Annotated in this window: 9 protein-coding genes and 1 pseudogene; 8 read left to right on the forward strand and 2 right to left on the reverse strand. The window is 74.1% G+C overall.

Features of this window, described 5'->3' with window-relative positions:
• Positions 1–28 precede the first annotated feature (28 nt).
• The 7 genes and pseudogenes from pdhA to ACZ6WH_RS21610 all read left to right on the forward strand — a co-directional run bounded on the left by pdhA (position 29) and on the right by ACZ6WH_RS21610 (position 9,382).
• Entirely contained in the window at positions 29–1,183 is a 1,155-nt protein-coding gene (gene pdhA / locus ACZ6WH_RS21580) for a pyruvate dehydrogenase (acetyl-transferring) E1 component subunit alpha (RefSeq protein WP_432856779.1), read from the forward strand.
• On the forward strand, positions 1,183–2,265 hold the full coding sequence (locus tag ACZ6WH_RS21585) for an alpha-ketoacid dehydrogenase subunit beta (RefSeq protein WP_469729945.1): 1,083 nt from the start codon (positions 1,183–1,185) through the stop codon (positions 2,263–2,265). The genes pdhA and ACZ6WH_RS21585 overlap by 1 nt, the downstream gene beginning before the upstream one ends.
• Complete coding sequence (locus ACZ6WH_RS21590) at positions 2,265–3,746, forward strand: dihydrolipoamide acetyltransferase family protein (RefSeq protein ID WP_469729946.1); 1,482 nt, start codon at positions 2,265–2,267, stop codon at positions 3,744–3,746. The genes ACZ6WH_RS21585 and ACZ6WH_RS21590 overlap by 1 nt, the downstream gene beginning before the upstream one ends.
• Positions 3,747–3,817: 71 nt before the next feature.
• Positions 3,818–4,702, forward strand: coding sequence for a DUF6457 domain-containing protein (locus ACZ6WH_RS21595; RefSeq protein WP_469729947.1), 885 nt, complete (start codon positions 3,818–3,820; stop codon positions 4,700–4,702).
• 401 nt (positions 4,703–5,103) lie between these two features.
• Positions 5,104–6,870, forward strand: a pseudogene (locus ACZ6WH_RS21600) (molybdopterin molybdotransferase MoeA); the annotation flags it as partial.
• On the forward strand, positions 6,867–8,054 hold the full coding sequence (locus tag ACZ6WH_RS21605) for a potassium channel family protein (RefSeq protein ID WP_432856764.1): 1,188 nt from the start codon (positions 6,867–6,869) through the stop codon (positions 8,052–8,054). The pseudogene ACZ6WH_RS21600 and the gene ACZ6WH_RS21605, both read left to right, overlap by 4 nt.
• A gap of 347 nt (positions 8,055–8,401) precedes the next feature.
• Complete coding sequence (locus ACZ6WH_RS21610; protein ID WP_469729948.1) at positions 8,402–9,382, forward strand: NAD(P)H-quinone oxidoreductase; 981 nt, start codon at positions 8,402–8,404, stop codon at positions 9,380–9,382.
• A 159-nt stretch (positions 9,383–9,541) separates the two neighbouring features.
• On the opposite strand, the gene ACZ6WH_RS21615 is transcribed toward ACZ6WH_RS21610, so the two are convergent.
• Entirely contained in the window at positions 9,542–10,393 is an 852-nt protein-coding gene (locus tag ACZ6WH_RS21615) for a hypothetical protein (RefSeq protein WP_469729949.1), read from the reverse strand.
• A 224-nt stretch (positions 10,394–10,617) separates the two neighbouring features.
• On the opposite strand from ACZ6WH_RS21615, the gene ACZ6WH_RS21620 reads away from it, so the two are divergent.
• Complete coding sequence (locus tag ACZ6WH_RS21620) at positions 10,618–11,187, forward strand: bacterial proteasome activator family protein (RefSeq protein WP_432856752.1); 570 nt, start codon at positions 10,618–10,620, stop codon at positions 11,185–11,187.
• 75 nt (positions 11,188–11,262) lie between these two features.
• Here the strand turns inward: ACZ6WH_RS21620 and ACZ6WH_RS21625 are convergent, their stop codons facing one another.
• Positions 11,263–12,906, reverse strand: a complete 1,644-nt coding sequence (locus ACZ6WH_RS21625) for a Stk1 family PASTA domain-containing Ser/Thr kinase (protein ID WP_432856749.1) — start codon at positions 12,904–12,906, stop codon at positions 11,263–11,265.
• Positions 12,907–13,305: the final 399 nt, after the last annotated feature.

Consider the following 13,305-nt stretch of genomic DNA (forward strand, 5'->3'; position numbering starts at 1 on the left):
ACCCCCTTCGAACCGAGGAGGTGCCCCCATGACGGTCCTCGACCAGCCCGGCAGCAGCAGGCACGGCAGCACCGCGACCGGCGACCGCCCTGCCCCGCCGCCCGCCTGGCGCCCCCGTGTCGACCCCGGGCCCCTCCTGCCCGACGAGGAGCCCTACCGGGTCCTGGGCACGGACGCCGCCGGCAAGGTGGACACCGCCCTCTTGAAGCGGCTGTACGAGCAGCTGGTCAGCGGCCGTCGGTACAACACCCAGGCCACCGCCCTCACCCGCCAGGGCCGCCTCGCCGTCTACCCCTCCTCCACCGGCCAGGAGGCCTGCGAGGTGGCCGCGGCGCTGGCCCTGGAGGAGCGGGACTGGCTCTTCCCCAGCTACCGCGACACCCTCGCCGCCGTCGCCCGCGGCCTGGACCCCGTGCAGGCGCTCACCCTGCTCCGCGGCGACTGGCACACGGGGTACGACCCGCACGAGCACCGCGTGGCGCCGCTGTGCACCCCGCTGGCGACCCAGCTGCCGCACGCGGTGGGCCTCGCGCACGCCGCCCGCCTCAAGGGCGACGACGTCGTCGCGCTCGCCATGGTCGGCGACGGCGGGACCAGCGAGGGCGACTTCCACGAGGCGCTGAACTTCGCGGCCGTATGGCAGGCGCCGGTCGTCTTCCTGGTGCAGAACAACGGCTTCGCGATCTCCGTGCCGCTCGCCAAGCAGACCGCAGCGCCCTCCCTCGCCCACAAGGCGGTGGGGTACGGCATGCCGGGCCGCCTGGTGGACGGCAACGACGCGCCCGCGGTGCACGAGGTGCTCGGTGAGGCCGTCGAACGTGCCCGCCGCGGCGGCGGCCCCACCCTCGTGGAGGCGGTGACGTACCGCATGGAGGCGCACACCAACGCCGACGACGCCACCCGCTACCGCAGCGACGCCGAGGTCGAGGAGTGGCGCGGCCACGACCCGATCGCCCTGGTGGAGCGCGAGCTGGCCGCGCGCGACCTGCTGACGCCCGGCTACGTGAGCGGGACGAAGGACGCGGCGGAGGAGATGGCCGGCGCGCTGCGCGCCCGGATGAACGCCGACCCGGCGCTGGACCCGATGGATCTCTTCGCCCATGTGTACGCCGCGCCGACCGGCCAGCTGCGCGAGCAGTCGGACCGGCTGCGGGCCGAGATCGAAGCGGAAGGGGAGCACTGATGAGCACGGCAGTCGCCGCCGGGGGCACGACCGCGACGGAGCGCAGGCCCGCCACGATGGCGCAGGCCCTCACGAGAGCGCTGCGGGACGCCATGGCCGAGGACCCGGCCGTGCACATCATGGGGGAGGACGTCGGGCAGCTCGGCGGCGTCTTCCGGATCACCGACGGCCTCGCCGCCGAATTCGGCGAGGACCGCTGCAGCGACACCGCGCTCGCCGAGGCCGGCATCCTCGGCACGGCGGTCGGCATGGCGATGTACGGCCTGCGGCCCGTCGTCGAGATGCAGTTCGACGCGTTCGCCTACCCCGCCTTCGAGCAGCTGGTCAGCCATGTGGCGCGGATGCGCAACCGCACGCGGGGCACGATGCCGATGCCGCTGACCATCCGCATCCCGTACGGCGGCGGCATCGGCGGCGTCGAGCACCACAGCGACTCCTCCGAGGCGTACTACATGGCCACGCCCGGCCTCCAGGTGCTCGCCCCGGCGACCGTCGCCGACGCGTACGGCATGCTGCGGGCCGCGATCGCCTCCGACGACCCGGTGGTCTTCCTGGAGCCGAAGCGGCTGTACTGGTCCAAGGCCGACTGGTCCCCCGAGGAGCCCACGCCCGTCGCGCCCATAGGCCGCGCGGAGATCCGCCGTACGGGGCGCAGCGCCACGCTGATCACGTACGGGCCGTCGCTGCCGGTCTGTCTGGAGGCGGCCGAGGCGGCGCGCGAGGAGGGCTGGGACCTGGAGGTGCTGGACCTGCGTTCCCTCGTGCCGTTCGACGACGAGACGGTGTGCGCCTCCGTACGGCGCACGGGGCGTGCCGTCGTCGTCCACGAGTCCACAGGCTTCGGCGGTCCCGGAGGGGAGATCGCCGCCCGGATCACCGAGCGCTGCTTCCACCACCTGGAGGCGCCCGTCCTGCGGGTCGCCGGCTTCGACATCCCGTATCCGCCGCCGATGCTGGAGCGGCACCACCTGCCCGGCGTCGACCGTGTCCTGGACGCCGTGGCGCGCCTGCAGTGGGAGTCCGACTGGACGGGGGACGGCGCCGGGCGCGGCGCCGGCGGCCCCGAGGGGAGTGGTGCGTGATGGCCGAGGTGCGCGAGTTCCCGCTGCCCGACCTGGGCGAGGGGCTGACCGAGGCGACGATCGTGCGCTGGCTGGTCGAGGTGGGCGAGGTGGTCGCCGTCGACCAGCCGGTGGTGGAGGTCGAGACGGCCAAGGCGATGGTCGAGGTGCCGTGCCCGTACGGCGGCGTCGTCACCGCCCGCATGGGCACGGAGGGCGACGAACTGCCCGTGGGCGCGCCCCTGGTGACGGTTGCGGTGGGCGCCTCGGAGAGCAGCGGCGGCGGGCCCGCCGTGGCCGAGCCGCAGCGGAAGGCCGTCGATTCGTCCGACGCATCCGAGAAGTCCGAGGGCTCGGGGAACGTCCTGGTGGGGTACGGGACGAGCGCCCCGGCCGGGCGGAGGCGACGGGTACGGCCGGCCGGTACGGGCGGCATGGGGAGCGGCACAGCGGGGACGACAGGGGCGGCAGGGGCGACCGGGGCGCTCAGGGGCGGAGGTCGTGGGGCGGGTACCGGCAAGGGCACTGGTTCTGACGGTTCCGACGGGGCCGATGGGGCACGTGAGGAGGCCGCACGGGCCGGCTCGCCCCGGGCGGCGGCCCGTGAGCCCGGTGAGCCCGGGCCCGTGCCGGTGATATCGCCGCTGGTGCGGCGGCTGGCACGGGAGCACGGTGTGGATCTGCGCACGGTGCGGGGGAGCGGTCCCGAGGGGCTGATCCTGCGGTCCGACGTGGAGCGTGAGCTGCGCGTACCGGAGCAGGCCGAGGCGGTGGGCGCCGTCGCCGCGGGCCCCGGACCCGCGGCGACGGAGGGCGCCGAGCGACTGCCCCTGAAGGGGATGCGCGGTGCCGCGGCGGAGAAGTTCAGCCGCAGCCGGCGGGAGATACCGGAGGCGACCTGCTGGGTGGACGCGGACGCCACGGAGCTGCTCGCCGTACGCCGCGCCATGAACGCGTCCGGCGGACCGAAGGTCTCGCTGCTCGCGCTGCTGGCCCGGATCTGCACGGCGGCCCTCGCGCGCTTCCCGGAGCTGAACTCCACCGTCGACACCGCGGCACAGGAGATCGTCCGGCTCCCCGAGGTGCACCTGGGCTTCGCGGCGCAGACCGACCGCGGCCTGGTCGTGCCGGTCGTACGGGACGCGCACGTCCGCACGGCGGAGGGCCTCTCCGCGGAGATGGCCCGGCTCACCGAGACCGCCCGGGCGGGCCGGCTCGCGCCCGCCGAGCTGACGCACGGCACGTTCACCCTGAACAACTACGGCGTCTTCGGGGTCGACGGCTCCACGCCGATCATCAACCACCCCGAGGCAGCGATGCTGGGCGTCGGGCGCATAGCCGCCAAGCCGTGGGTGCACGAAGGGGAGTTGGCCGTACGGAGCGTCGTACAGCTCTCGCTCACCTTCGACCACCGGGTGTGCGACGGCGGCGTCGCGGGCGGCTTCCTGCGCTTCGTGGCGGACTGCGTGGAACAGCCGGCGGTTCTGCTGCGGGGGCTGTGACGGGCGACCGCAGGTACGAACCCGGGGTACGGGTGGGGTGTTGATCGCCGGGGCCCGGTGATACTCGGAGGGTGACGACCGACTACGACACCATCGTCCCGGCCGGGGGCGCGGCGCGCCGGCTCGGCGGCGCCGACAAGCCCGCCCTCGCGGTCGGCGGCCGGTCCCTGCTGGACCGGGTGCTCGCCGCCTGCCCCGGCGCGGCGCGCACCGTGGTGGTCGGGCCGGAGCGGCCGACCATGCGCCCCGTGGTGACGACTCGGGAGGACCCGCCGGGCGCCGGACCGGTCGCGGCGCTCGACGCGGGCCTGCGGCACACCACGGCCGGCACGGTGCTGGTCCTCTCCGCCGACCTGCCCTTCCTCACCACCACGACGGTGGACGCCCTGCTGGCTGCGGTGGCGGACACCGAGGGCTCACAGGGCACACAGGACTCACCGGGCTCACAGGGCGAGCCGGCCGGGCCCGATGGTGCCCTTCTGGTCGACGCGGACGGGCGGGACCAGCCGCTCGTAGCGGCGTACCGGGCCGCGGCTCTGCGGCGGGCCCTGGAGACGCTGCGGACCGCGCACGGCGGGCTCGCCGGGCTGCCGCTGCGGGCGCTGCTCGCGGAGATGACGGTGCGCCGGGTACGGGACGACACGGCCACGGCCTCGTACGACTGCGACACCTGGGAGGCCCTCAGCGCGGCGCGCGCCCGCATCAGGGAGCATGGACACGTGTTGGACGAATGGATCACTGCAGTCAAGGCCGAACTGGGCATCGAACTCGATGTCGACACGGCCGTCCTCCTCGACCTGGCGCGGGACGCGGCACACGGCGTGGCCCGGCCGGCCGCCCCGCTGACGACGTTCCTCGTCGGGTACGCCGCCGCCCAGCAGGGTCTGGACGTGGCGGAGGTCAGCAGGCGCGCGGCGGCGCTGGCGAACCGTTGGGCCGCGGAAGCGGGGGAATGATGCCGGGTCCGACCGGAGACCCCGGCGAATTCGACGACGCGCTCGCCATCGCCAACGCGGGGCGGGCGAGGTCGGCGGACCCGGCGGCCCGTTCGACGGGCGCGGGGCCCGGCCGGGACCGGGGCGCCGAGCCCCGGACGACGGATGCCGCGCAAGAGGGCGCGGCCTCCCGCGGTGCGGCAGCCAGCGGCACCGAGTCGCTCGGCACCGAGTCGCGTGGTGCCGCGTCGCGCGGTGCCGAGCCGCACCCGGGCGAGCGGGCCGACGAGCGGCCCCCCGAACGCCCCTGGTTCGACCCGTGGCACGCCCCGTGGGGCAACAGCCGCCACGAGCCCCGCCCTGAGACCGGATCGGCGGCTGCCGCTGAAGCGCGGTCCACCGGCCGCGATCCCCGGCCGACCAATCCCGGATCGCAGCCGTCCGCCCCCGCGACACGGCCCGCCCGCTCCGAACCGCGGCCGCTCCTCCCCGAAGACTGGACGGCGCCGACCGCCTCCGCTCACTCCCCGAACGGCTCCGAGCCCACGGAACCCACCGGGGCCGGCGAGCCCACCGAGCCCTCCCCCGCGCGCGCTCCCAGGGCGGGCGCCCCCGCCTCCGGTACTCCCCACCCCGAGGCGGCAGTCCGGCCCGGAGCCGCGCAACCCGGAGCTTCCCGTCCAGGAGCTTCCGGCCCCGGCGCTCCCCGGCCCGATGCGTCCCCACCATCCCCCTCCCGCACCCGCTCTCCCGCCCACTCCCCCTGGTCCGTTGCGCGCGCTGCCGCAGCGGATGCCGTGGACGGGCCGCTGGAGCCCGGCGCCGTGCCGCTCGGGCCCGAGGCGCTGGGGCGGGTGCTCGCCGGGGCGCTCACCGCGCTCACGGACCTGCCCTCGTTCGACACCTCGGCGATGGACGGCTGGGCCGTCTCCGGCCCCGGCCCCTGGCGCCTCACCGCTCCCCGTACCGTCGCCCCCGCCGCGTCCGCCGGCATCCTCGCCGGTCAGGGGCCCGCCCGGCCGCTGCCCGACGGACACGCCGTACCGATCGCCACCGGGGCGCGGATACCACCGGGCGCCTCGGCCGTGCTCCGCTCCGAGCACGGCGAGACCGCGGAACAGCCCGACGGCGGCCTGCTGTTGAGCGCGCCGCGCGGCGCGCCGCCCGGCCAGGACATCCGGCCGCGCGGTCAGGAGTGCCGCAACGGCGACCCGCTCCTGCCGCCCGGCACCCCGGTCACCCCGGCCGTGCTCGGCCTGGCCGCCGCCGCGGGCTACGACGAGCTGTGGTCGTACCGCCGCCCGGTGGTGGAGATCCTCGTCCTGGGCGACGAGTTGCTGCACGGCGGGCTGCCGCAGGACGGCCGCATCCGGGACGCGCTCGGCCCGATGCTCGCGCCGTGGCTGCATGCCATGGGTGCGGAGACCATCGGCCCGCGCCATCTCGCGGACGACGAGGCGACGTTGTACGAAGCCATCGCCGGCTCCACGGCGGACGTGGTGATCACGACCGGCGGGACGGCGGCGGGACCGGTCGACCACGTGCACCCGGTGCTGCGCCGCCTCGGGGCCGAACTGCTCGTGGACGGCGTACAGGTACGCCCCGGCCACCCGATGCTGCTCGCCCGGCTCGGACCGGCGGACGGCACCGCGCCGCGTGGGCGGTCCGCCCGGCGCGCCGCCCGGAAGGCCACCGCCGGTGTTTCACGTGAAACACCCGCTCCACGCCACCTGGTGGGCCTCCCCGGCAACCCGCTCGCCGCAGTCTCGGGCCTGCTGACGCTCGCCGAACCGCTGCTCGGTACGCTCTCCGGCCGTACGCGTTCCGAGCCCCGCCGGGTGTGCCTCGCCGACGGTGTGCAGGGGCATCCGCACGACACCCGGCTGGTCCCCGTGGCCTGCCGTACCGACGAGAAGGGAGGCGCCGTGGCGCTCCCCCTCCACTTCAACGGTCCCGCCATGCTGCGCGGCATCGCCGCCGCCGGCGCGCTGGCCGTGATCCCGCCGGGCGGCGCCGCCGCGGGCGAACCGGCCGTACTGCTGGACCTGCCCTGGTCCGCGGCGACCACGGCACCGGAAACGCTCACTGCCACGGCCCCGGCCACTGGCACGGCACCGGACGCCGGCGCCGCCACGGCATCGGACACCGCCGCGGCTCCGGACACGGGTGCACACGGAGGCCACGCGTGAAACTCCCCATGCACGACGCCGCGGCGCGTGACCAGCAGCTCCCCGAGGACGTCTCGCACCGCGTGCAGCTGCCGCGCCGTGCGCCCGAGGCCCCGCTGCGCCAGGTGATCCGCCGGCTCCTGATGGCGTTGATAGTGCTGGTGCTGACGGTCCTGATCGTCTGGCTGGACCGCGACGAGTACCACGACAACGCCGACAACGCGGTCGACTTCCTCGACTGCGTCTACTACGCCACCGTCACGCTCTCCACGACCGGGTACGGCGACATCGTCCCGTACGGAGACACCGCACGGCTGCTGAACATCCTGCTCATCACGCCGCTCCGCGTCCTGTTCCTGATCATCCTGGTCGGCACCACCCTGGAGGTCCTCACCGAGCGGACCCGTGAACAGTGGCGGCTCAACCGCTGGAGGACCGCCTTGCGCGACCACACCGTCATCGTCGGCTTTGGTACGAAGGGCCGGTCGGCCGTGCAGACGCTGCGCGCCACGGGCGCCGGCCGGGACCGCATCGTCATCGTGGACCCGAGCCCCAAGGTGATCGACTCGGCCGTGGCCGAGGGCTTCGCGGGCGTGCTCGGCGACGCCACGCGCAGCGACGTACTCCTGCGTGCCGAGGTGCAGCGCGCCCGGCAGATCATCATCGCCACGCAGCGCGACGACACCGCCGTCCTGGTCTCGCTGACCGCGCGTCAGCTGAACAAGAAGGCGACGATCGTGGCGGCCGTGCGGGAGGAGGAGAACGCCCCGCTGCTGCGGCAGTCCGGCGCCGACTCGGTGATCACCTCAGCGAGCGCGGCGGGCCGGCTGCTGGGCCTGTCGGTCAACAGCCCGAGCGCGAGCACGGTCATGGAGGACCTGATCCAGCAGGGCAGCGGCCTGGACCTGATCGAGCGCCCGGTGGTGAAGGCGGAGGTCGGCAAGTCGGTACGGGACACCGGTGACCTGGTTGTTTCCGTACTGCGCGGCCACCGGCTGCTGGCGTACGACGACCCGGCGGCGAGCCCGCTGCAGCACGCCGACCGGCTGATCACGATCGTCCGTGCGATGCCCGGCGAGGACCGCGCGGACCTGGGCCGCCCGGCCGCGCAGGGGCTGCCGGGCAGCGGAGTGAAGCCGATGCGCCGGGCGGACGAGAAGGACCGGGTGATCCGCCGCGCGGACGAACAGGGCCTCGGCGACTGACCGGCACGGATGGCGCTCCGCCACAGGGGCGGAGCGCCACGGGCCCCGCCGGCCCGAGCGCGCGCATCAGGCCGCTCCCCGGCACCGAAGGCAGGCCCTGACGCCGACGGCTGGCATCCGGCGCGAAGGCAGCCCTCCGGCGCCGACGCCAGCCCTCCGGCGCCGACGCCAGGCTTCAGACGCCGACGCCAGGCCTCCGACGCGATGGCAGGCATCCTCCGCGCCGACAGCAGTCCTCCGGCCGCCACGGCGATCCGGCCGCCGCAGGAATCCGGCAGCGGCTTCCGGTCCGTCCCGTACCGGAGCGCCCTCGGCCTCGGACGGAGGAGGCGAGTAGCCTCGCGGCCATGCGTGCGATCACCATTCCCGAACCCGGCGGACCCGAGGCCCTGGTGTGGGCCGAGGTGCCCGCGCCGCAACTTTCCGAGGGCGAGGTGCTGGTCCGGGTCGCGGCCAGCGCCGTCAACCGTGCCGATGTGATGCAGCGCCAGGGCTTCTACGACCCGCCGCCCGGCGCCTCCGCCTACCCCGGCCTGGAGTGCGCCGGCACGATCACCGAGGTCGGCCCTGGCGTGAGCGGCTGGGCGGTCGGCGACGAGGTCTGCGCCCTGCTGGCGGGCGGCGGTTACGCCGAACAGGTGGCGGTGCCCTCCGGGCAGCTGCTGCCGCTCCCGAAGGGCATCGACGTCACGCAGGCCGCCGCGCTGCCCGAGGTGACCTGCACGGTCTGGTCGAACGTGTTCATGGTGGCCCACCTGCGGCCCGGCGAGACCCTGCTGGTGCACGGCGGGTCCAGCGGCATCGGCACCATGGCGATCCAGCTGGCCAAGGCGGTCGGCGCGCGGGTCGCGGTGACCGCGGGCAGCGCCGAGAAGCTGGAGAGCTGCCGCGAACTGGGCGCCGACGTGCTCATCAACTACCGCGAGCAGGACTTCGTCGAGGAGATCCGCAACGCCACCGACGGCCGGGGCGCGGACGTCATCCTGGACATCATCGGCGCGAAGTACCTGGACCAGAACGTGCGGGCGCTGGCCACCAACGGGCGGCTGGCGGTCATCGGCCTGCAGGGCGGCCGGAAGGGCGAGCTGAACCTGGGCGCGCTGCTGGCCAAGCGCGCCGCGGTCACCGCGACGTCGCTGCGCGGCCGGCCCGTCGAGGAGAAGGCCGCGATCGTCGCCGCCGTGCGGGAGCACGTCTGGCCGCTGATCGAGAATGGCCAGGTCCGGCCGATCGTGGACCGTACGCTGCCGATGGCGGAGGCCGCCGAGGGCCACCGGATCCTGGAGGAGTCCGGCCACATCGGCAAGGTCGTCCTGACGGTCGGCTGACCGGGACCGCCCCGCAAGCCCGCCACCCCGTCAGCTCGCGTAGGGCGAGGCGGGGCGGCAGGGCGGCAGGGCCGTAGAGCCGTAGAGCCGGGAGCCCGCCCCCGCCGAACCGCCGGCCCACTCGCCCCCGCCGAACCGCCGGCCCGCTCGCCCCGCCCCTCACCGCCGGCGCAGCCGGAGCCCGATGAACGCCAGCCCCAGGCCCGTGAGCGCGAGCCCCGCGCCGAAGGGCAGGACGCGGGCGACCCGGGCGGCCCGTTCGGCGGCGTAGGGCGGGCGGAGGGCGCCGGAGGACTCGCGGCCGGTCGCCGTGGGCCCGGTGGCCGGCGAGCCCTCCGGCGGGCTCAGCGACTGCCAGTTGTGCATCCCCTGGCCGTGCGGCGACAAGGGCGGGTGCGGGCTGCCGGGCCGTTCGCCGGACGGCCGGTCGGACGTACCGGGGCTCTGCACCGCCGCGCCGGAGCCGGAGTCCTGGGGCGTGCCGAGTCCGCTGGTCCCTTCGGTGCCGGCCGGGGGCGATCCGCTGGTCCGGGCCGGGGAGCCCGGGCGGCTGGGCGGGCTGTCGGAGGCCGAGTGGCTCGGTGCGGTCCGAGTGGGTGACGGGGTGTCCGAGCCTGTGCTCGCGGACGGGCTCGGGCCGGAGGCGGTCGAGGACGGCGAGGGGCTCTGCCCCGGTCCTGTCGGCGCCGCCGACGACCCGGAGGGCAAGGAGGAGGAGCCGGGGCCCTGCGACCGGCCTGCGGAGCCGTCACCCGTCGTGTCCTCGGCGGTCGGGTCGGCCGGTGCGCCCGGGGCCGTTCCGCGGCCGGTGGAGGGGGCGCTCGGGAGCCGGCCGGCGGCCGACCGCCCGTCGGTGATCTGCGGCTGTGGTTGCGGCAGATCGCCGGGCCGTGTCTCGTGCGACTGGCCGGGTGGCGCTCCGGCGGCAACGGCGGCCGCGGGAACGGCGGGGAACAGCGTGGTTGCCGTCAGCAGTCCGGCGGCGATGAGTGAGCGGAGTCCTGAACCCACGCCGTGCCCTCCCGTGCCGAGCCTCGAGTGACGACTTCAGGTTCACATGAGCCGACAATTACGGCATCTCAGGAAAGAGAGAAAGAACACCTAAAAGGCTGGCCAACTTGCGCGATGTCCATGGATGTGCACGGAAGTACGGAGACTGCCCCGCCGGACGAGGGTGGATCAATAGTTCGCCGGGGCACAACTGTTCTTAAGTGCATGTACGAGAGAATGGCGGCATGGATATGCCGATGAACGAACGGTCGCAGGAGAGCCCGCACGTCCTGGTTGTCGGCCCGGACGGCATGGCTCTCGGCAGCGCAGGCGGCTCCGGTGGCGGAGACGGCGACGACGAGCCACGCGAGGTTCCGGTGACGGAGATGGTCGAACAGCCGGCGAAGGTCATGCGCATCGGCAGCATGATCAAGCAGCTGCTGGAAGAGGTGAAGGCCGCCCCGCTCGACGAGGCGAGCCGGGTCCGTCTCAAGGAGATCCACGCCGGCTCCGTGAAGGAGCTGGAGGACGGGCTGGCCCCCGAGCTGGTGGAGGAGCTGGAGCGGCTGTCCCTGCCGTTCACCGACGACTCCGTGCCCACCGAGGCCGAACTGCGCATCGCGCAGGCTCAGTTGGTCGGCTGGCTGGAAGGCCTGTTCCACGGCATCCAGACCGCGCTGTTCGCCCAGCAGATGGCCGCCCGCGCCCAGTTGGAGCAGATGCGCCGCGCCCTCCCGCCCGGCGCCGTACCCGCCGAGGACGACGACCTGCAGCACCCCGGCCGCGGCGGCGCCCGCTCCGGCCCGTACCTCTGATCCCACCTGCACCGAGGGGCCCTGCGCGCGGTGTGCGCGAAGGGCCCCTCGGTGCAGGTGCGTCGGGCTCCGGCGTCAGCCGGCCTTGCCCGTCGAGACGACGAGCTGGATCTTCTGGTCACCCTTGGGGTCGTAGCTGTCGTTCTCGCTCGGCGTCTGCCGGATGACGGCGTTCTTGCCCCACATCGGTTCGCTGTTCTCGTACGTGATGTCCCACTGCCAACCGGCCTTCTGCATGCAGTTCTTCACCGAAGCGAGGTTCTTGCTGTAGAAGTTCGGCATCATGATCTTCGACTTGTCGTCGAAGCTCTTGACCGCTTCCGTGCACTCCTTCGCCTCGACGATCCGGTCCTTCTGCTCGGGCTGGACCTTGTTCGCGGAGTCCTCGGTGGCGGAGGCGGCGGGCTGCGGGGATGCGCTGCCGTTGGCCTGGGGGCCGGGCCGGTCCGGGTCGCCGCCGCTGAGCGCGATGACCATGACCACGGCGACGACCGCTATCAGGGCGACCACGGCGGAGCCGATGAGCACCGGCTTGTTGCTCTTGCCGCCGCCCTGCTGCCCGCCGCCCTGCGGCGCGATGGTGTACGGCGGCGGAGTCTGCATGCCGCCGTTGTACGGGCCGGGGGCCGGCGTCTGGTACGCGTGGCTCGGCGGCGGCGGGGTGGACGGGCCGAAGCCGCCGAACTGGCCGCTCGCGGGCGGCGGGGTGTAAGGGTTCTGCACGTTCGGCGTACCCGTACCCGGGGTGCCGGTCGCCGAGGGGAAGACCGCGGAGGCCACCGAGGCGCCGCTGGTGCGCGGGCCGTGGCCGCCGACGATCACCGGCGAGGCGCCGGACTGCCCGGCCTGGGCGATGCGCAGGCACTCGTCCTGCATCGCCTGGGCGGTCGGGAAGCGCTCGTTGGGGTTCTTCTTCAGCGCCCGGGCGACCAGCGCGTCCACCGCCGGCGGCACCGAGCGGTTGATGCTGGAGGGCACCGGAGGCTCCTCCTGCACGTGCGCGTACGCGATGGCCAGCGGCGAGTCCGCGTCGAAGGGCAGCTGCCCGGTCAGCAGCTCGAAGAGCATGATGCCGACGGAGTACAGGTCGGAGCGGGCGTCCACGCCGCGGCCCAGGGCCTGCTCGGGCGAGAGGTACTGAGGGGTGCCGACGACCATGCCGGTCTGGGTCATCGAGGTGACGCCGGACTGCATGGCGCGGGCGATGCCGAAGTCCATGACCTTCACGACGTTGCGCTTGGTCATCATGACGTTGCCGGGCTTGATGTCCCGGTGGACCAGGCCCATCTCGTGGCTGACCTCCAGGGCCGCCAGCACATCGGCGGTGACCTTGAGCGCCTTGTCGGTGGGCATGGCGCCGAACTGCGCGATGTCGGCGTCCAGCACCGAGCGCAGCGGCTGTCCGGAGACGTACTCCATGACGATGTACGGCGTCATGCCGCCGTCGAGCTCGTCCTCGCCGGAGTCGAAGACCGAGACGATGTTGGTGTGCGACAGCTTCGCCACGGACTGGGCCTCGCGGCGGAAGCGCTCGCGGAAGGCCTGCTCGCGGCCGAGCTCGGTGTGCAGCGTCTTGATCGCGACCTCGCGGTCCAGCACGCTGTCGTACGCGAGGTGCACGGAGGCCATGCCGCCGGCGCCGAGAAGATCACGGAGCTGGTAGCGTCCCCGCCCCACCGCACGGCCCGCGCCATGGCCCTGTGCGCCGTCCTGGCTCATCTTTCCGTTTCCCCCTCGGCGCACTGCCCGCACTGACCCGTACGCGGCACTGGTCGGGCTGTTCTGTTGCTGGCCGGGACCGGTATGCGACCGGCGGGCCAGGTTCTGGAATTCCGCAGCCAAGTGTGCCTCAGGCCTCCGGCCAGTCAAGCCGCGTGCCCGTTCCGTGACCAGATGGGCAACAACCCCGCACGGACGTGCCGTGTGTCAGGAGCCTGCCAGGAACACGCGGGCGGGTTGTCGCGAGCGTGTCAGAAACTCGTCACGACTCTGTCAGCATCGGGAGGGCAAAAGGGTCACTCGTAGTGAACTTGCGACATGTGAGCGGTGCACGCTTTGATGGCCGGTCCCTCACAAAACCGGTGCGCCCCGCGGAGCCTGTAGCGTGCTCTTGCGAAG

Source organism: Streptomyces sp. NPDC050806 (genome assembly GCF_055586425.1).

Excerpts from the sequence above, each read along its gene's own strand:
- ACZ6WH_RS21590 (WP_469729946.1), top strand. The coding sequence starts at position 2,265 with ATGGCCGAGGTGCGCGAGTTCCCGCTGCCCGACCTGGGCGAGGGGCTG.
- ACZ6WH_RS21585 (WP_469729945.1), top strand. The coding sequence starts at position 1,183 with ATGAGCACGGCAGTCGCCGCCGGGGGCACGACCGCGACGGAGCGCAGG.
- ACZ6WH_RS21610 (WP_469729948.1), top strand. The coding sequence starts at position 8,402 with ATGCGTGCGATCACCATTCCCGAACCCGGCGGACCCGAGGCCCTGGTG.
- ACZ6WH_RS21620 (WP_432856752.1), top strand. The coding sequence starts at position 10,618 with ATGGATATGCCGATGAACGAACGGTCGCAGGAGAGCCCGCACGTCCTG.
- ACZ6WH_RS21625 (WP_432856749.1), bottom strand. The coding sequence starts at position 12,906 with ATGAGCCAGGACGGCGCACAGGGCCATGGCGCGGGCCGTGCGGTGGGG.
- pdhA (WP_432856779.1), top strand. The coding sequence starts at position 29 with ATGACGGTCCTCGACCAGCCCGGCAGCAGCAGGCACGGCAGCACCGCG.